Source organism: Oceanimonas doudoroffii, assembly GCF_002242685.1.
Taxonomy (GTDB): Bacteria; Pseudomonadota; Gammaproteobacteria; order Enterobacterales; family Aeromonadaceae; genus Oceanimonas; species Oceanimonas doudoroffii.
Genome location: NZ_NBIM01000001.1, coordinates 1,639,059 through 1,657,129 on the forward strand (window position 1 = coordinate 1,639,059; position 18,071 = coordinate 1,657,129).

Below are 18,071 nucleotides of genomic sequence, written 5' to 3' on the forward strand. Positions count from 1 at the left end.
AAAGAAACATTTTTTTAACAATCAGCAACCGGACCTCCGGCCTGCCGGCAGGGCCCGCAACCACAGTGAGAAAAGGCAAAGGGAGCTCAGCCGGCAAATACCCAAACCGCGGGCACGGCAAGGCCACAGCGCGTCAAAGCGGCTGTTAGGCTAGGGTACCCGGCCGTAACGCAGGGCGCCGTCGGGACGCTGCACCTCTTCCCGGAACGGGAGGCCGGGGGCAAGGGACCGCCGGCCCCGCTCCCTCGGAAGCGGGGCTGGTCAGCCCATTGTCTTGATCAGTACAACTTCTTCTGGGGCGGACCGGCGAAGTTGAGCGGGCCTATGCCGTTCATCTCCACTTCCACCAGGGCCGGTCCCTGCACCGCCATGGCCTCGCCGATGGCCTGTTCGAACTCGGCCAGACTCGCCGCCTTCCAGCTGGCCAGGCCCACGGCCTCGCCCATGGCCTTGAAGTCGGGGGCATGCAGCTGGTTGAAGTACTGGCGACCACCGAAGTACTGGTTCTGGATGCCACGCATCACCCCGTAGCCGCCGTCGTTCATCACCAGCAGCACCAGGTTGGTCTGTTCCTGCACCATGGTCGCCAGCTCGCCCACCCCCAGCATCAGGCCGCCGTCGCCCACCAGGCCCACCACCTTGCGTGCCGGGTTGGCCACGGCGGTACCGATGGCCATGGCCAGTCCCATGCCGATGGCGCCGGCCAGGGAGTGGATATTGGTATTGGGCGCCTGAATGGGAAACAACCGGCTGCCCCAGGTGCTACCGGACATGGTGATGTCGCGCACCAGGATGCCGTCATCCGGCAGCGCCGCCCGCAGCTGTCCACAGAGGGTGGCATAGGGGCCGAGCTGCTCGGTGAGCGCCGCCACCGCCGCCGTTTTCGCCTCGGCGATGGCCCGGTCGAACTCGGGGTTGACCTTGGCCCGGTCCCGCAGCGCCGCCACCAGGGCGGCCAGCACCGGCTTGGCGTCGCCACAGATGAAATGGTCCACCGGGTAATTGCGCTGGGCCGCCGCCGGGTTGGCATCCACCTGATACAGGGGGCGCGGCAGGGCCAGGGAATAGGTGCGGGTCTCATTACTGCGCAGGCGCGAGCCCACCACCAGCGCCAGGTCACAATCGGCCATCAACGCCTCGACCGCCGCCGAGTTGTGGAAGGCACCCAGGCTGCGCGGGTGGGCATCGGGCAGGATGCCGCGGCCGTGGGTAGAGGAGATCACCGCCACCCCCAGATCCGCCAGTGCCGCCACTTCCTCGCTGCAGTGCAGGGCGCCGCCCCCCACCCACAGCAGCGGGCGCCTGGCCGCCGTCAGCGCCGCCGCCAGGGCGTCCAGCTCCTGCTCTGCCGGCGCCGGCTGCGCCAGGGGAAGCACCGGGCCCAGCTCGGCGGGCAGGGTGATCTCCGCCGCCTGTACATCGATGGGCAGCTCCACGCTCACCGGTCCCATGGGCACTGTGGTGGCCACGCGGATCGCCTCACGCAACACGCCCACCGCCTGCTCCGGGCTGGTGATACGGAAGGCCGCCTTGCTGCTGGCCTTGAGGAAGGTCAGCTGATCCCGGGTTTCGTGGATGAAGCTGGCGTCCCGATCCAGGTATTCCCGCTCGACCTGGCCGGTGAGGTGGATCAGCGGGCTGGCGACGTTCAGCGCCTCCAGCAGGGCACCCACGGCGTTGCCGGCACCGGCGCCGGTGCTGGTGATGGCCACGCCCAGGCCGGAGAAACGACCGTGGGCGTCGGCCATGGTCACGGCGCCGGCCTCTCCCCGGGCGGCCACGAAACGGATCCGTTCGCGCCGGCCGATGGCGTCGGCGATGGGCAGGTTGTGGATGGAGATGACCCCGTAGGCGCTGGTTACGCCGTGGGCTTCCAGTACCCGGGCGATGGCTTCGCCCACATTGACTCTGTTGCTCATAATGCTGTCCTTGTTCTGTTCAGTCGTTAGCCCGGGCTTAGCAGCACCAGGGGTTGGGTTGGTCACTCAGGCCCACGTAGATGCTCTTCTGCTGCATGTAGGCGAGCACGCCCTGACGGCCTTTTTCCCGGCCGAGACCACTTTCCTTGAAACCGCCGAAGGGAGCGGAAACCGAGAATTTTTTGTAGGTATTGATCCAGATGGTGCCGGCCTCGAGCCGGCGCGCCAGGTGCCAGGCCCGGCGGAAGTCCTCGCTCCAGATGCCGGCGGCCAGGCCGAACACGCTGTCGTTGGCCTCGGCGACCAGCTGCTCTTCGTCATCGAAGCGCATCACCACCAGCACGGGCCCGAAAATTTCCTCCTGGCATACCCGGGCACCGTTGGGCAGGCCGGCGATAATGGTGGGCGGATAGAAACAGCCCTCGGCCAGTTCCCCCTCGGTAAGCCGTTCGCCGCCGCACAGCACCTTGCCGCCCTCGGCCCGGGCCAGGGCCACGTAGTCGGCCACCGAGGCGAGGTGGGCCTCGTTGATAAGCGGCCCCATGTGAATGCCGGGACGCTCCGGGTGACCGACCCGCAGCTCCCGGGTCAGCTCCAGCAGCCGGGTGAGGAAACGATCGTAGAGGCTGCGATGCACGAACAGCCGGGAGCCGGCGATGCAGGCCTGGCCGGCGGAGCTGAAGATGCCGTAGACCACGCCCTTGGCGGCCAGCTCGAGATCCGCGTCCTCCAGCACTATGGTGGGCGACTTGCCGCCCAGCTCCAGCGAGGTGGGGATCAACTTGTCCGCCGCCACATGGGCCAGGCGGCGACCGGTGTTGGTGCCGCCGGTGAAGGAAATCTTGCGCACCAGGGGGTGACGGGCCAGGGCCTCGCCCACCACGGAGCCGCGCCCCGGCAGTATGCTCAGCAGTCCCTTGGGCAGGCCGGCCTCCTCGAACAGTTTGGCCAGCTCCAGCGCCGCCAGCGGGGTGGCATCGGCGGGCTTGAGCAGCACGGCGTTGCCGCCGGCCAGGGCCGGGGCAATTTTCTGCATCTCGCTGGCGATGGGCGAATTCCAGGGGGTAATGGCGGCCACCACGCCGATGGGCTCATGCACGCTCAGGGTCATGAAATCCAGGGCGCGCGGGGTATTGAGCTGCTCGTCCAGGGTCTCGCAGGCGGCGGCGAAGTAGCGGGCGGTGCCGGCGGCGCTGGCCACCAGGGCCCGGGTTTCCGCCAGCGGCTTGCCGTTGTCCTTGGTCTGCAGGGCGGCCAATTGTTCGCTGCGCTGTTCGATCAGGTCCGCCACCCGGTACAGCACGGCGGCGCGCTGGTGCGGCAGGGCCTGCCGCCAGGACGGATGGCGCCAGGCGTGCTCGGCGGCCTGCACCGCCTCTTCCACGTCCTCGACGCTGGCGGTGCCGATCTCGGCGTTGATGCTGCCGTCCGCCGGGAAGTGGCTGATGCTCACCGGGCCCCGGCCCTGGCGCCATTCGCCGCCGATAAAAATGGGTCTAACCATGACATGACTCCTTAAATAACCAGGGGATCCGTGCACTGACGGCAGGCGCGCACCACGCTCAGCGCCGCCAGGGTGGAGGTTTTGGGATTGGCGGCCAGCGGCAGCCCGCTCAGGGCGATGTCCAGCTCGCCGAAACGGCCGCTGGCCCGGATCCGGTGCTGGTTGCGCCGGCTGTCCGGATCCACCACCAGTTCGACCCGGGTGTGGTCCATGCCGAGCCCGGCCAGGGCGATGGTCGCCGCCACGTTGGCATTGGCCGGGAACAGCCGCGCCGCCTCCCGCGCCGTGCCGCTGAAGAACACCGTCGGCTCGGTGACACCGTCCAGATCCACCAGGCTTTCCGCCGGACTGCCGCGCCAGCTCTGGGGACTCTTGCGACCCTGATAGGTCACCGCCTCCAGTCCTCCCTCCCGGGCCGCGGCCAGGCCGTCGATGCCGGCGATGGCTCCGGCCAGGGCCAGGATGCGGCCTTCGCCCTGGGCGGCGGCCAGGCGCAGATCCCGAGCCAGGGCCTCGTCGGCCAGGGCACCGACCGAGATCAGTCCCAGGGTCCAGCCCCGGGCCAGCACGGCGCTGCCGTGTTCACGCACCGCCGCCTGGCCGGCGCATTCCACCACCAGATCCGGGGTGGCGGCACAGTCTTCCACCCGGCTCAGCACGGTCACGGCCGGCCCCAGCTCGGCTTGCACCTCGGCCACCCGGGACGCCGGCACCAGCAGCCATTTCAGGCTCAGCTCCACCGGCAGCAGCGCCAGCACTTCCCGCGCCATGGCGCCGAACCCGATCATCATCAGCTGTTTCATCGCCCCTCCTACAGGTGCTTGTTGAAGCCGCCGGACACATCCAGGGCGGCGCCGGTGGTATAGGATGCCAACGGCGAGGCCAGGAACACCAGGGCCCGGGCCGGCTCTTCCGGCTTGCCCAGCCTGCCCATGGGAATGCCCCGGCGCTCGGCAATGGCGCCGGTCCAGTTGCCCCAGTCCTGGTCCCGGTCGCTTCGCTCGGCGAAGCGGCGGCGCCACTGATCCGACTCCACCATGCCGAGCAGGATGGAGTTGACCCGAATGCCCCTGGCGGAAAATTCATGGGCCAGGGAGTGGGTCAGGTTGAGCAGCGCCGCCCGGGCCGCCGAGGTGGCGATCATGTGCGGCTCCGGCTGCAGCGCCAGCAGCGAGTTGACGTTGGTGATGGACGGACAATCCGAGCGCTCGAGCTGGGGCAGAAAGGCGCGGATCGGGTGAAGCACGCTGAAGGTCTTGAGCCGGGTCTCGGCTACCCAGTCGTCATCCTCGGTCTGCTCGAAATTCGATACCCGGCCCTGGCCGGCGTTGTTGATCAGCAGATCGGCACCGCCGAAGCGGGCTTCCACCGCGGCCGCGAAGGCGGCCACCTCGGTCTTGTCCAGCACATCGCAGGCCTGGGTCAGGCATTCGGCCCCGGGAAAGGCGGCACGCATCTCCGCCAGGGAGGCGGCCAGCCGCTCGGCGTTGCGGCCACACCAGGCCACCCGGGCCCCCTCCGCCAGCAGCAGCCGAACCGTCTCCAGCCCGATGCCGGACGAGCCGCCGGTGACCACGGCCACCTTGCCTTGCAGTTTGAAACTCATGCTTGTACTCCTCGATTCGGTAAGGCCCCGGCCAGGCGGCACAGGGCCCGGTTGAACGCATCGGGCTGATCGATATAGCTGGCGTGACCCGCCCCGGCCAGGGATTCAATGCCGACCCCGGGATGCCCGGCGGCCAGCTCCAGTACCCCGGCGGGCGGGGTGATCACGTCTTCCTCGCCGTAGATAACGCCGATGGGCGCGGAATAGTCCGCCAGGTAATTCCGGATATCGTCATGGGCCAACAGGTAGGAGGCGGCCTCGAAACCGTCCAGGGTCAGCCCCATCATGCCGTGGGCGACCAGATCCAATTGTTCCTGGCCGGCATGCTGGGACAACAACACGGGTCCGCGGGCCGCCGCCAGCCCCTGATGGCCCAGTTTGCGCAGCATTTCCGGGCGCTTGCGGTATACCTGTGTGCGGGTGTCGGCATCGGCCCGGCCGTAACCCTGGGCCGGGTTGGCCAGCACCAGACCGCGCACCCCGTCCGGATGGCGGCTGGCGTAGGCGGCGCCGATCATGGCTCCCAGGGAGTGACCCAATACCAGCGGCCGCTCCAGCTCCAACGCCACCACGAGTTCGTGCAGTACGGCGGCGTAGTCCAGGGCCGACGGCGTCGCGGTTTCCAGCGGTGCGCTCTGGCCATAGCCCGGGGCATCCCAGGCGACCAGGGTAAATTCCCGGGCCAGGCGTTCCAGCTGGCAGACCCAGGAGCCGGAGCCCGAGCTGATGCCGTGCAGCAACACCAGGGCCGGGCCCCGGCCGGCGCTGCGATAGGCCAGCCGGCGACCGCCGAGGTCGAGGTGGCGCAGCGGAAAATCGGGCAGGCTATTGACCAGGGCGCTCATGGTCAGGCCCGCTTGATCTTGGCCAGGGGATGATCTTCCGGATAGGTCGGAATGGTCGGCTTGTTGGCGCCCAGCATCACGCACATCAGGGCGTCTTCCTCGCCGTGGTTGAACAGACCGCGGTAGATACCGGGCGGAATGGAGATCAGATCCCGCTCGCTCAGCCGGGTCTCGAACTTCTCCCCTTCGTGCTCCACAAACAGGGTGATGGCACCGCGCAGCATGAAGAACACCTCCTCCACGTCGTGATGCACGTGCAATGGGCCTTCGCACTGAGCCGGCAACACCATGGTGGAGAAGGTGAAGTGCTCGGAGGGGACGGTATTGCTGTCATTCTTCACCCCGGTCGCGCCGGTCCCCATGTAACGCATCTGGGCGCGGCGGTACTTGGGATCGAAATCGGCCTGAAATTTCAGGGCCTCAAAGTCATAACGACGGGTGCTGAAGCGGGCAATACGACTGTCCAGCCATTCTCCCAGGCTCTTTTCGGCAGGCTTGTTCCAGGTATCGAATTTCGGGTTCATCTTGTGTTACCTCTCTCAGTGGTGTTTGCGCCGTTTGCGGGCAAGGGGAAGCCCTTCCGCAAAGGCGGAATCAAGTAAACAGTGGGATTAACTCAGTATTTTCTGACCAGTGGCACCAACATCAGGGAGCCAATCACCGCCACCCAGACCAGGAACAACAGCCCCAGGTTGAAGTCGCCGGTCTGCGTCACGATATAGCCCATCAGCACCGGGGCGGCGGCGCCGGCGAAGTTGCCGAAGCCATTGAAAATGCCGCCGGCGGTGGCGCTCACCTCGGCCGGGGTAATGCGGGCCAGCAAGGCGAACACCGACGACACACCGAAGCCCCAGCTCATGGCGCTCACCGACATGACGAGAATGGCCGGCACCGCTGCTTCCAACTGCAGCACCAGGTAGAGGGACAGGCCGGCAACCAGCAGGCCGCCGAACACCTGGGCCGCACGCCTGCCGGTTTTGTCCGACAGGAAGGCACCGGCAATTTCCCCCGTCAGCATGGCGATAAAGGGCAGCGACGACAGGGCCCCAAAGGATTCGAGATCCACGCCCTTTTCCTCGATCAAATAGCTCGGCAGCCAGCCGTTCAGGCCCCAGAGATAAGTGAGCAGGGCGACATTGAACAGGCACAGGGCCCAGAACGCCGGTGTGGTGAACAACAGCCGGCTGTTGCGCAGATGCTGCCGCCAGCCCACCCGCTTCCTGCCGCCGGACTGCCGGGTCTCGGCGTTAAGATGAATCCCCTTGAGGCCGAAATACACCACCGCCAGGGTCACCAGGGTCAGGGCCGCCATCACAAAGAAGGTCATCTGCCAGCCATACAGGTTGAGAATCAGCGCGGTGATGGGAAAACCGAGTGCGGCGCCGATGGGGGTGCCGAGCAGGAACATGGTGCTGGCCCGGGCCTGCTGACCAGCGCTATAGCATTGTTTGACAATGCTGTAGGCCAGGGCAAACAACGGGCCTTCGGCGATGCCGAGCAGCACTCGCAACGCCAGCAGCTGTTCGTAACTGGTGGCCAGGCCCATCAGCGCCATGAGAATGCCCCAGGAGCCCACGCTCACCAGCAGACAGGTACGCGGGTTGATGAGATCACCGGCACCACTCAGGAAGATGGAAGAAAAGCCGTAAGCCAGCAGGAAACTGGTCATCAGCCAGCCGAGTTGGGTCTTGTCGGTGCCGATGCCCATCGCCTCTTGAAACACCGGATCCGAGAACAGAACGGCAATGCTTATCTTGTCGAAAAATGCCAGTACCACGCACACCATCAGCACGAGGGAAATGGACCATTGCTTGAGCAGACGAGACGGTACCGGCATATTGACAGCCCCGGTGGCTTCCTTCAGCGTTTCCATACTTATAATCCTTTATTCCGTTTTACGGTTTCAGCGACATCAGATTAACGGCGGGATCGGCCAGCTGCGCGGCGGGCAGCACGGTGCCGGCCTTGAGCCATCGCTTGCCGAGCTTGACCAGCCTGGCGTCGTTGACCGCGATCATCGACTGCAACCGATCGTCCTGATCCAGATAGATAAAGGCGTGTTGCCGCTCGCCGCTCTGCCGCCGCACCAGCCGGCTGCCGCCGTCGGCAGGAATGCCCAGTATCTGGATATTGCAATCGTATTGATCCGACCAGATCCAGGGCTCCTCCCGATAGGGGCTGTCCTCGCCAAGCATGGCTTTCGCCGCCGAGATGGCCTGGTTCTGGGCATTGGCCCAGGACTGGATGCAAAAGCCCAGCCCGGGGTGGATGGCGACATCGCCGGCGGCATAGATGTCCGGATCCGAGGTCTGCCCCTGTTCGTCGACGACCAACCCCTGAGCCACTTCCAGGCCGGCGTCGCGGCCCAGCTCGGTGGCGATTTCGGCCCCCGCTCCCACCACCACCGCATCGGCCTCCAGCAGCAGTTGTTCGTCCCGGAACAGGCGCAGGGTGCCGTCATCGCCGGCCACCAGTTCGAGGAGGCCACAATCCAGGTTAACTTCGACGCCCTGACCCAGATGCAGATCCCGCAGGAAATCGGACACCTCGGGGCGCACACTGCGGGCACAGAGCCGCTCGCCCAACTCGAACAGGCTGACCGCTACTCCCTTGGCCCGGGCGGTGGCGGCCACTTCCAGGCCGATCCAACCGCCCCCGAGAACGGCCAGGCGCTTGCCCGGGGCCAGCCGCTCGCCCAGACGGGCCGCATCCTCGGGGGTGCGCAGGGTGAACACCCGGGGCAGGTTCAGCCATTCCTGCACCGGCACCCGGGCCCGGCTGCCGGTGGCCAGCAGCAGCTTGTCGTAGGGCAACTTGGTGCCGTTGTCGAGGGTGACCACATGAGCCCGACGATCGATGGCGGTGGCCCGGGCCGGCTTGTGCCAGTCGATGTTCATGGCGTCAATGGCCTCGTCCGAAAACAATTGCAGCGCCGCCGGGGCCATGTCGCCGGCCAGTACCTGCTTGGACAGGGGCGGCCGCTCATAAAAAACCCGCTCTTCGTCGGACACCACGGCCAGGCTGCCCCCATATCCCTGTTGCCTCAAGGTGTGAGCCGCCCAGGCGCCAGCCTGGCCTGCGCCGATAATGACGATGCGGGAAATCGATGGATTCATGGGTCAGCCTCCCTGTTTGACCTGGCGCCGGGTATCGCCGTCCAGGCCACCCTCGATCGCCCACTCGGTAAAGAGCTCCAGCCGGTGCTCCATGGTGCGGGGCTGCCAGGCGGGAGTGAGATAGTCGTCGTTGGTGTAATACTCGAAGGCACCGCCCAGGGGGCTGTTCACGTACCAGAAATAGGCGGAAGAAATGGGGTGGCGGCCCGGGCCGATAAAGGTGGACCAGCCCCGGCGGTTCATCGCCATGCCGGCGCCGATCACCTCGTGGATGTCGCGCACGGTAAAGGCCACGTGGTTGAGGCCGGCAGGCTTGCCCGGCACATGCAGCAAAAAGAGATCGTGATGGTGGCCTTCGGCGGCACAGCGCATGAAAGCCCCTTTGCCCTCGTAGCAGTCGGACAGGTGGAAGCCGAGCCGATCCCGGTAGAAGGCCTCGGCCACGGCCAGATCGGGGGTGAAAAACACCACATGGCCCACGCCGATGGGCTCGCCCCGCTCGTAGACCGGGCTGGCCTCATCCACCCGGCGGATATCGCCGTGCTGGTTGATGGCGGCTACCCGCAGCTCGACCGGCTGCACGGCACTCGGCCGGAAGCGCAGGGTCATGCCGTTGGGATCCCGACAGCTCAGGCCCTCGGCGTCGCGGACCAGGCCCTCGACGCCGACCAGGCGCTCGGCCAGTTGCTCCAGGCAGGCGGCGCTGTCAACCCCCCACACCACTTCACGCAGGGTGGAGCCGGGCTCGAAGGCGGCCGGCAGCCGGGTGTCATTCCTATCGAACAGGTAGAGCCGGCTTCGGTTCAGGGTGAGGAACAGATCCGCCCCGGGAATATCGCTCTCGCCACGGCTCAGGCCGAAGTCGGCGAGAAAACGGGCGGCCTTTTGCCTGTCATCCACCCCGAATTTCAGGGCTTCAATTCCGGTAATATTCATGGTCACACTCTCTCTTGTTGGGCAGCCGGTCAGTTGAAGACGAAGCCGCCGTTGACCGGCAGGTTCTGGCCGGTGACGAAGGACGACAGATCCGACAGCAGGTAGAGCACGGCGCCGTTGACGTCCTCCGGCAACTGGGGCCGGTGGATGGCGCGGCCGTCCACGTACTGGTCGTGGCGGGCCTGGGGCACGTATTCGGTGGCCTCCACCAGGGTCAGTCCCGGGCTGACGGCGTTGACGCAGATGTTGTATTCACCGAGCTCCCGGGCCATGGAGCGGGTCATCGCCAGCAAGGCGCCCTTGCTGGCCACGTAGGCCAGCAGCCGGGGCGCGCCCCAGAGGGCGGTGTCGGAAGCGATATTGACCACCTTGCCCGTCCCGGCGGCCTTGAGGTAGGGCACCGCCGCCCGGGTCATCAGCCAGCTGCCGCGCACGTTGACGGTCATGACTCTGTCCCACACCTCGATATCCAGCTCGGTCATGTCGACGCCGCCGATACCGGTGGCGATGGCACCGCAGTTGACCAGGCCGTCCAGGCCGCCGAGCAGGCCGGCGGCGTCCCGGGCACAGGCCTCAATAGAAGCCGGATCCGCCAGGTCCAAGGCCAGGCCGTGGGCGATATGTCCCTCGGCGGCCAGGCCCTTGGCCTGCGCCATCACCTGCTCGGTGAGAATATCGGCCAGGGCCACCTCGGCGCCGGCGGCGGTGGCGGCGCGGGCGAAGTCCAGCCCCAGCCCCCGGGCCCCACCGGTGATCAGCAGCTTCTTGCCCAGCAACAACTTATTCATGGCTCTCCACCTCTTGTCTGGCGGCCAGCCGGGCCAGCTGCTGTTCGGCGGTTTTCTTCATCATTCGGCGCAGGCGCGACAACCCGACGTCGTGCTGGTAGAGGAATTCGTGATCGCGGGCGTTGGGGGCCATCTGCTCGAGGATGATGCGATCCTGCTCCAGCACATCCCAATGCAGTTGTTCCAGGTGGTTGCGGTAAAGGAAACGCCACACGTCACGCTGCCAACCGGTGACCTTGCGCGCCCGCCAGAAGAACACTCGCGTGTGATGCTCGTCCACCGGGGTGGCCAGGCCGACGATCCAGAATTCACCGCCCGGGCCAAACTGCTGGCGGTAGGGAATGGACAGCCGCAGCCAGGAAGCACCGCTGCTGCCGAACTCGACCCAGTCGAAGTTGACCCCGGTCTGGCCGACCTTTTCAAAGACGAAGCCGTGCTCGGTATTGCGGGCCCGCATGTCGGCGCTCTTGTCCCCTTCCGCCATGGAGTGGGAGGTACAGTGCAGGTAGCTGCCGTGCATGGGATCCATGACGTTGTCGATGGCATAACGATGATTCACCGCCCAGTCCGCCTGGCACAGGAAGCTGCTCCACTCCTCGCTTTCGAGCTGTTCAGGCAGCACCAGATCGTCGGGCTCACCGTCCGGCTCCAGGCCGAACCAGAGGAAGATGGCGCCATGCTTTTCGATCACCGGGTAGGCGCGCAGGCATTTGCTGCCGGTCATGGGGCAGGCACTCACCGCCGGAACATCGGCGACCACGCCGTCCCCCTTCACTTCTACCCCGTGGTACCAGCAGGCCACCCGGTCGCCCAGATTCCAGCCCAGGGACAGCCGCGCCCCCCGGTGCGGACAGCGATCTTCCAGTGCGTTGACCCTGCCCTCGTTATCGCGCCACAGCACGATATTCTCGCCCAGGCGGGTGATGCCGACCGGGCTGTTGCCCACTTCCCAGCTGGACACCACCGGATACCACAGATCCTTGAGGCCCAAATCCAGATGGCGTTCTACTGCAAGCTGTTGATTCATCGTGTTCTCCTAGATTCCCTGTGATGCGCCCTTCAGTAACCGAGGCGGGCCATTTCGTCCTGAAAATTGGCGAGGGTCCAGGCCTCGCCGGCCTCGTTGCGCAACCCGCGCCGATTGAGGGTAGCGACCAGCTCGCCCAGCTCGACGATCCCCTCCGCGAAAGCGCTTTCCAGCTGGCTGACCAGCTCCTGCTCGTAGCGGGTGGGCTCGCGGTAGCGGTTCTGCCACACCAGGTTGCGGGTTTTGCCCGGGATCTGGATGTTGTTCAGGCCGGCCTCGGTGGCGGGTTCCTTTTTCAGCCAAGCGGCCAGTTTGGGATTGAAATTATCCATGGTGCAGTTCCTTGTCATGCCATGTTCAGCAGTACGTCGTCGCCCTCGATCCGTACCTCATAGAGGTTCAGGTCGCGACAGCCGGGGCCGCTCTGCAGCTTGCCGGTGGGAATGTCAAAGATGGCCTCGTGCAGCGGACACTCGACGGTACGGCCTTCGATAAAGCCTTCGGTGAGCAGGGCGTAGGCATGAGGGCAAATATCCTCGATGGCGTGCAGCCGCCCCTCGACCCTGAACACCCCTATTTCCTTGTCGCCAACCTTGACGGCCAGCGGGCTCTCATCGGAGATGTCGCCCACCTTGCAAATGGAAACCCAGTTCATGGCTTGGTTGCTCCTGTTTTACATACAAAACAATGATTCACATTTAAAACAAAGGTTAGATTCCTTAACAAAGCATGTCAACACAATGTTTACATTGTGAATAAACGTGTCAGCCAAGCGTCTGAATTGTTAATGAAAAAAGTAAGGCGGGACGGTGAGGGGCGCAGGCGACATGAAGCAGAAGGAAACCCCACACGGAGTCGAAGCACGACAATGCGCCCGCGTCAGGCACACCACAAAAAAAACGCCATGCGGTCGGCATGGCGTTGCAAGGAAAGTCGGGGCGCGCAAACGGCGCAGTGGACTCAGGAATGGGCGTTGTTCAGGCTCAGGGTGCGGGACAGGCTCTGGGCGGCGGAGATCACCGCATCACGTATACGGCCTTCAAATTCTTCCCGGGGAATACCGCCAAGCGGGCAGCTGACCGAGACCGAGGCAATCATGCCACCGTCGCTCTGCCGGAAAATGGGGGCGGCACAGGCGGCCATGCCCGGATTGAAGTAACCCCAACTGACCAGGGCCGGCTGCCCACGCACCTCGCGGATACGCGCCAACAGCGCCTCCAGGCTGGCGGGTGTGTCCTCGGTAAAGGCTTCCCACTGGTAATCCTGGTACAGCTCGGTGATGGCCTCATCGGACATATCGGAAAGCAGTAATTGGCCGGTCACGGTGGCGTGAGCCGGCCAGCGGGTACCGACCCCGACCGTGCTGGTAAAAGGCCCCGTGGACTGATAGCGATCCACGAATACGATATCGGTGCCCTGGCGAATCACCAAATGGCAGGCAATGGTGGTTTGATCCCGCAGTCGCTGCATAATGGGCCGTGAAGGCTCCAACAGATCCAGCCCGGAAAGATAGGTAAACCCCAGCTCCAGCACCTTTGAGTTCAGGCTGTAGCGCCGGGAGTTTTCCTCCTTCTGCAAAAAGCCACAATGCTCCAGGGTGTAAGCAACACGAAAGGCGCTGGAGCGGTTGACCCCGATAATTTCGGCCAGTTCGGACACACTCAGCTCCCTTTTTTCGTTGCTGAAGGCCTGAAGTGCCTCCAGTCCCCGCACCAAGCCAGGGACGATGTATCTGTCATCCGTTTCCATATATTCCTCTGCGCCCGATATTTGTTGCTTTATAAAGGCAAAATTTGAGCATGGCCTTATGCTTTCGTCAACGCCAGCAAGCGATCCACGAACCGGCCGAATCCCAAAAACGTCATAAAAAAGGAAACATAAAAGGCTATGCCATATGCTTTCTGCCAAAGGTCTGCTCCACGCGAGCCTTTTTGTTAGCGGCTTGACTCAGGTAAAGCACCTCCCAAAAGGACTTTCATAATGACATTACGCCTTTTACTGGCCTCTTTCTGGCTGCTGCCTGCCCTCACCCTCGCCACCACTCAGGTGGAAATGAACCAGCAATCTCAGCGGAACTACCAGGCCGCCGACAGGGCGTTGAACCAGGCTTACGGCCAACTGATGAACTCATTGGCATCCGACCGCCGGAAAAAACTCAAAGCCGCCCAGCGCGCCTGGCTGCGTTTTCGCGATGCCCAGGCCGAGCTGGTGTCGTCGGCCTATGAAGGCGGCTCCATGCAACCACTGGTTCACAGCGAGGAACTCAGACGCCTAACAGAAAGTCGAACCCGAGAGCTTGAACAGCAATTTCAGGAGGCAAATCGCTGACCCATCAGCACTGATGTGTGAAACGGCTACCTCACCCTTACTATTCCCTATGGTATGCTGTCGGTTTTCCGCCTTCACCGCAGGAATCCTATGGACACCTACGCCGCTCAGGCACAACTGGATCGGCAGGACACCTGGCTGGGCTTTAAACAGCTGCTGCCGCTCTCCTTCTTTGTGGCCGCCTTTGGTCTGGCCTTTGGCCTGGCCGCGCACCAAACCGGCCTCAGCGACACCAGCATAGTGCTGATGAGCGCCGCCGTGTTCGCCGGCACCTCCCAGTTCGCCGCCCTGGATATCTGGGGCCTGCAGGTTCCGCTGGTGCCCTTGATGATTACCACTTTCGCCATTAATGCCCGCCACCTGCTGATGGGCGCCACCCTCTACCCCTGGTTGCGCCACCTGCCACCGGCCAAGCGTTACGGCATTATGTTGTTTGCCTCAGACGCCAACTGGGCCCTGGCCATGCAGCAGTTTCACAAGGGCGAGCGGGCGCTGGGTATTTTGCTGGGCGGCGGCATGGCCATCTGGAGCTTCTGGATGGTTGGCACCTGGCTGGGCATTCGCTTCGGCAGCGCCATTGAGGATCCGGTAAGCATCGGCCTGGACATGGTACTGGGCTGCTTTCTGCTGGCCATGGCCCTGGGTGCCCGCAAGGATTTGCGCACCCTCGCCATCTGGATAGTGGCTGGAGTCACCTCCATGGCGGCATACTGGTGGTTGCCGGAAAACAGTCATGTGGTGGTGGGGGCACTGGCCGGTGGCGCCCTGGGTGCCATCTGGATGGAGAAAGGAGAATGATGCTCGACACCGCCGGAAACGGCACCCTGATTATCATTGCCGTGATGGCGGTGGTGACCCTGTTCACCCGCCTGGGCGGCGTGCTGGTAATGTCCTTTATTCCCATCAACCGCCGGGTGCAGAACTTTATCAGCGCCATGTCGGGGTCGGTGCTGATCGCCATTCTCACGCCCCAGGCGGTGAACGGCGACGGTGGTGCCCGGGCCGCCCTGCTGGCTACCGGCCTGGTGATGCTGGTACTGAAAAAGCCGCTGCCGGCCATTGCCGCCGGCGTGCTCACCGCGGCCCTGTGGCGACAAATGCTGTAAGGCATCATCAAAATCCCCCTTGCGATCACATAAAAAACGAAACAATATGTCTCATGTTGTTTCGTTTTTTTGTCTATGCTGTAGCTGGTCGGTAACAGCCAGCACGATTTATCGATAGCAAGGGAGAGCACCAACATGTCCGCATTGTTTCACCTGGACAGAAGCGCCCCGGCCACCCTGCAACGGCAGGTAAGGGAACAGCTGGTCAGTGCCATTCTGGAAGGTTTTATGTCCCCCGACAGCCCGCTGCCTTCCTGCCGTAACCTGGCCAAAAACCTCAATGTGTCCCGCAATACCGTGGTACTGGTGTACGACAGCTTGGTGGCCGATGGGTATCTGGTCTCCCGTGAACGGCACGGCTATTTCGTCAACCCCCACTTTCAGGCCGAGGCGGTCGGCGGTAGCGGTTCCGGCAACGGCGCCCGCCCGGGGGCCGGCCTGGACTGGGCCAGCCGGTTCAAGGCTCGGCCGGGTCAGCAGCCCAATGCCAGCCTGTCTCACAACTGGCAGCGTTATCGCTATCCCTTTGTCTACAGCCAGCTCGACAACAGCCTGTTTCCGGTTCAGCACTGGCGCCGGTGCTGGCGTGATGCGGTGAGCGTGCAGGCCATTCGAGACTGGGGTTCGGACAGATACGACAGCGACGATCCCATGCTGATCGAACAGCTGCAAAAACGCATTCTGCCGAGCCGGGGCATACGGGCCAGCAATGACGAAATTCTGATCACCGTCGGCTCCCAGCAGGCGATCTACCTGCTGGCCCAGCTGTTGCTGGACCGGCAGGCCTGCTTTGGCATTGAGGATCCGGGCTATCCCAGCGCCGCCCATATTGCCCGCCTCTTTGGCGCCCGCATTCAAAGCCTGGCGGTGGACGAACAGGGGCTGGTGGTGGACGATCAGCTGTCCGGCTGTGATGCCATCTACCTGACCCCCAGCCACCAGTGTCCGACCACGGTCACCCTGCCGCTGGAACGGCGCCAGGCCCTGCTGCGGCTGGCCGAGCAGCATGACTTCCTGCTGATTGAAGACGATTACGAAATGGAGATGAACTTCGACAGCCACCCTACCCCGGCGCTGAAAAGCCTGGACGACAAGGGCCGGGTGCTTTACGTCGGCAGCCTGTCAAAAACCCTGGCACCCGGGCTGCGCATGGGCTTTCTGGTGGCGCCGGCCCCGGTGATTCAGGAGGCCCGCAACCTGCGCCAGCTGATGCTGCGCCACCCCCCCCTGAACAACCAGCGCGCCGTTGCCCTGTTTCTGTCTCTGGGCTACCACGATGCCCTGGTACGCAAGCTGGCGAGGGTGTTTGAAGAGCGGGCCCGTTGCCTGGCCGAGGCCCTGCAACAGCATTTGCCCGACTGCCGGGTTTCGTCCATCGGCGGCTCGTCCTGCTGGCTGACCCTGCCTTCCGGACTGGACGGCGCAGCCCTGAAGCGGCTGGCGGCCGAGCACGATCTGCTGCTCATCAGCGGCGACAGCTATCACATTGGCGAAGGCCTGCCGACCAATACCCTCAAACTTGGTTTCTCGGCCATTCCGCTGGAGCGGATCGAGCCGGGCATACGGCTGCTGGCGGAGCTTAAACAGCAGCTGAGCGCTGAATAAGTCCTACTCATACTTGGACTGCCGGTTACAGATCGAGCACCTTTTCCAGCTGCAGGGCCGCCCGCCGCAGGGCGGGCGCCCATTCCGTCAGGCTGGCCAGCGGTTTGCGAATGGTGGGGGCATGCACCGCCACCGCCGCCCGCACCTGGCCCACGTCGTCATAAATGGGCACCGCCAGCGCCACCATGCCTTCGATCAATTCTTCATTGTCGGTGCTCAGGGCCTGGGCCGCGATTTTGTCCAGCTCCTGCTCCAGTTGCCCCCTGTCGGTGATGGTATTCTCGGTGTGGGCAACCAGGCTCAGTGTAGACAGCAAGGCCTTGCGTTGGTGTACCGGCATCATGGCCAAAAACAGCTTACCGCTGGCGGTGCAATGCAACGGCATGCGCGAGCCCGGATGCAACTGAATGCGCACCGGCCAGTTGGTTTCCACCCGTTCAAAATAAACCAGCTCATGACCGTCGAGCAGGGTCAGGTTGCAGGTTTCCCCCAGCTCGTCCGCCAGTCGCTGCAACACCGCCCGGCGGGCGGCACCCACACTGCGATGGGCCAGTACCCCCAAGGCCATGCGTCGCAGCCGGGGACCCGGAGCCAGGTAACGACCATCGGGCTCTTTTTGCAGCAGGCCTTCCTGCTCCAGCTGGCCAATCAGGCGATGTATGGTAGGTTTGGGTACGTCGAGCCGCTGGCACAGTTCGGCGGCCGTTATTCCCCTCTCTTCCGCAAGGATTTCCTCCAGCAGGGCAAAGGCTCTCAGCAGGGTGGAATTGGTTGCGCTGGCAGCGGTGCTCATAGACTCTCCTGTAACATTGAACAGGCATCTTATCATAGGAAAATCAGGATGCTACGCCGCCGGTCTCCCCTTGAGAGTCCATATTCAGGCTATCGAGCCAGCGCCGGCACAGCCGCTCATCCTCGGCCAGGGTACGACCGCTGATCCCCAGGCCGGCCCACAGGTTGCCGGTCAGTGACAGCGGCCAGCCTCCGGGCAGGGAAGTCAGCCCCGTGTCCTGAAAATCGGCCAGGGTCAGCCTTTCCCGCTCCAGCCGCTCACGAAAGGACTGGGTTGGCTGGCCCATTCTGACCGCGGTATAGGCCTTGGCGGTGGCAATGGCCACCAGCCGGGCCGGCGCCCCCGCCATGCGGTGAAGATAAACCAGTGTCCCTCCATCATCCACCACCGCCAGGCACACCGGCGGGCCGGGCTCGTTTTCCAGGGTGTCGGCCAGCCGGCCTGCGGCCCTTACCGCCCGGTATAATGGCTCACTCATGGGCGCTCCTTAATAACAAA

20 protein-coding genes are annotated in these 18,071 nt (G+C 64.2%); 4 read left to right on the forward strand and 16 right to left on the reverse strand.

Translation table 11 applies throughout. From position 1 onward, the window contains the following. Nucleotides 1–278: 278 nt before the first annotated feature. The 14 genes from B6S08_RS07625 to B6S08_RS07690 form a co-directional block, all read right to left on the reverse strand. Complete coding sequence (locus B6S08_RS07625) at nucleotides 279–1,919, reverse strand: thiamine pyrophosphate-binding protein (RefSeq protein ID WP_094200120.1); 1,641 nt, start codon at nucleotides 1,917–1,919, stop codon at nucleotides 279–281. 37 nt (nucleotides 1,920–1,956) lie between these two features. Beyond that, nucleotides 1,957–3,423, reverse strand: a complete 1,467-nt coding sequence (locus tag B6S08_RS07630; protein WP_094200121.1) for an aldehyde dehydrogenase — start codon at nucleotides 3,421–3,423, stop codon at nucleotides 1,957–1,959. A gap of 11 nt (nucleotides 3,424–3,434) precedes the next feature. Further along, on the reverse strand, nucleotides 3,435–4,226 hold the full coding sequence (locus B6S08_RS07635; protein ID WP_094200122.1) for an aspartate dehydrogenase: 792 nt from the start codon (nucleotides 4,224–4,226) through the stop codon (nucleotides 3,435–3,437). An 8-nt stretch (nucleotides 4,227–4,234) separates the two neighbouring features. After that, nucleotides 4,235–5,029, reverse strand: coding sequence for an SDR family oxidoreductase (locus B6S08_RS07640; protein ID WP_094200123.1), 795 nt, complete (start codon nucleotides 5,027–5,029; stop codon nucleotides 4,235–4,237). After that, on the reverse strand, nucleotides 5,026–5,874 hold the full coding sequence (locus B6S08_RS07645) for an alpha/beta fold hydrolase (RefSeq protein ID WP_094200124.1): 849 nt from the start codon (nucleotides 5,872–5,874) through the stop codon (nucleotides 5,026–5,028). Before B6S08_RS07645 ends, B6S08_RS07640 begins: the two co-directional genes overlap by 4 nt. 2 nt (nucleotides 5,875–5,876) lie before the next feature. Further along, complete coding sequence (locus tag B6S08_RS07650; RefSeq protein WP_094200125.1) at nucleotides 5,877–6,398, reverse strand: cupin domain-containing protein; 522 nt, start codon at nucleotides 6,396–6,398, stop codon at nucleotides 5,877–5,879. A 92-nt stretch (nucleotides 6,399–6,490) separates the two neighbouring features. Continuing rightward, a complete protein-coding gene (locus tag B6S08_RS07655) occupies nucleotides 6,491–7,747 on the reverse strand; it encodes an MFS transporter (RefSeq protein WP_094200126.1) in 1,257 nt (418 codons plus the stop codon). Nucleotides 7,748–7,769: 22 nt separating this feature from the next. Further along, nucleotides 7,770–8,990, reverse strand: coding sequence for an NAD(P)/FAD-dependent oxidoreductase (locus B6S08_RS07660; protein WP_094200127.1), 1,221 nt, complete (start codon nucleotides 8,988–8,990; stop codon nucleotides 7,770–7,772). Nucleotides 8,991–8,993: 3 nt separating this feature from the next. Next, nucleotides 8,994–9,926, reverse strand: coding sequence for a VOC family protein (locus tag B6S08_RS07665; RefSeq protein ID WP_094200128.1), 933 nt, complete (start codon nucleotides 9,924–9,926; stop codon nucleotides 8,994–8,996). 29 nt (nucleotides 9,927–9,955) lie between these two features. Then, nucleotides 9,956–10,714 carry an SDR family oxidoreductase gene (locus tag B6S08_RS07670; protein WP_094200129.1) on the reverse strand — a complete coding sequence of 253 codons (759 nt, stop codon included), beginning with the start codon at nucleotides 10,712–10,714 and terminating at the stop codon, nucleotides 9,956–9,958. After that, on the reverse strand, nucleotides 10,707–11,741 hold the full coding sequence (locus tag B6S08_RS07675; protein ID WP_094200130.1) for an aromatic ring-hydroxylating oxygenase subunit alpha: 1,035 nt from the start codon (nucleotides 11,739–11,741) through the stop codon (nucleotides 10,707–10,709). Before B6S08_RS07675 ends, B6S08_RS07670 begins: the two co-directional genes overlap by 8 nt. A gap of 32 nt (nucleotides 11,742–11,773) precedes the next feature. Then, nucleotides 11,774–12,073, reverse strand: a complete 300-nt coding sequence (locus tag B6S08_RS07680) for a recombinase-like helix-turn-helix domain-containing protein (protein ID WP_094200131.1) — start codon at nucleotides 12,071–12,073, stop codon at nucleotides 11,774–11,776. A gap of 14 nt (nucleotides 12,074–12,087) precedes the next feature. Continuing rightward, the gene (locus B6S08_RS07685; protein WP_094200132.1) at nucleotides 12,088–12,396 is read right to left on the reverse strand and encodes a non-heme iron oxygenase ferredoxin subunit; all 309 of its coding nucleotides are present in this window, start codon (nucleotides 12,394–12,396) and stop codon (nucleotides 12,088–12,090) included. Nucleotides 12,397–12,701: 305 nt separating this feature from the next. Then, nucleotides 12,702–13,490 carry an IclR family transcriptional regulator gene (locus B6S08_RS07690; protein ID WP_094200133.1) on the reverse strand — a complete coding sequence of 263 codons (789 nt, stop codon included), beginning with the start codon at nucleotides 13,488–13,490 and terminating at the stop codon, nucleotides 12,702–12,704. A 231-nt stretch (nucleotides 13,491–13,721) separates the two neighbouring features. On the opposite strand from B6S08_RS07690, the gene B6S08_RS07695 reads away from it, so the two are divergent. From B6S08_RS07695 to pdxR, 4 genes are all read left to right on the forward strand, one after another. Beyond that, complete coding sequence (locus B6S08_RS07695; RefSeq protein ID WP_094200134.1) at nucleotides 13,722–14,069, forward strand: lysozyme inhibitor LprI family protein; 348 nt, start codon at nucleotides 13,722–13,724, stop codon at nucleotides 14,067–14,069. A 90-nt stretch (nucleotides 14,070–14,159) separates the two neighbouring features. Further along, on the forward strand, nucleotides 14,160–14,867 hold the full coding sequence (locus B6S08_RS07700) for an AzlC family ABC transporter permease (RefSeq protein WP_094200135.1): 708 nt from the start codon (nucleotides 14,160–14,162) through the stop codon (nucleotides 14,865–14,867). Further along, nucleotides 14,864–15,175 (forward strand): AzlD family protein, encoded by a 312-nt coding sequence (locus tag B6S08_RS07705; protein ID WP_094200136.1) that lies wholly within the window; start codon nucleotides 14,864–14,866, stop codon nucleotides 15,173–15,175. The genes B6S08_RS07700 and B6S08_RS07705 overlap by 4 nt, the downstream gene beginning before the upstream one ends. Before the next feature lie 135 nt (nucleotides 15,176–15,310). Beyond that, entirely contained in the window at nucleotides 15,311–16,780 is a 1,470-nt protein-coding gene (gene pdxR / locus B6S08_RS07710) for a MocR-like pyridoxine biosynthesis transcription factor PdxR (protein ID WP_094200137.1), read from the forward strand. 25 nt (nucleotides 16,781–16,805) lie between these two features. On the opposite strand, the gene B6S08_RS07715 is transcribed toward pdxR, so the two are convergent. Next, nucleotides 16,806–17,573 carry an IclR family transcriptional regulator gene (locus tag B6S08_RS07715; protein WP_094200138.1) on the reverse strand — a complete coding sequence of 256 codons (768 nt, stop codon included), beginning with the start codon at nucleotides 17,571–17,573 and terminating at the stop codon, nucleotides 16,806–16,808. 43 nt (nucleotides 17,574–17,616) lie between these two features. Further along, a complete protein-coding gene (locus B6S08_RS07720; RefSeq protein WP_094200139.1) occupies nucleotides 17,617–18,051 on the reverse strand; it encodes a GlcG/HbpS family heme-binding protein in 435 nt (144 codons plus the stop codon). Nucleotides 18,052–18,071 lie beyond the last annotated feature (20 nt).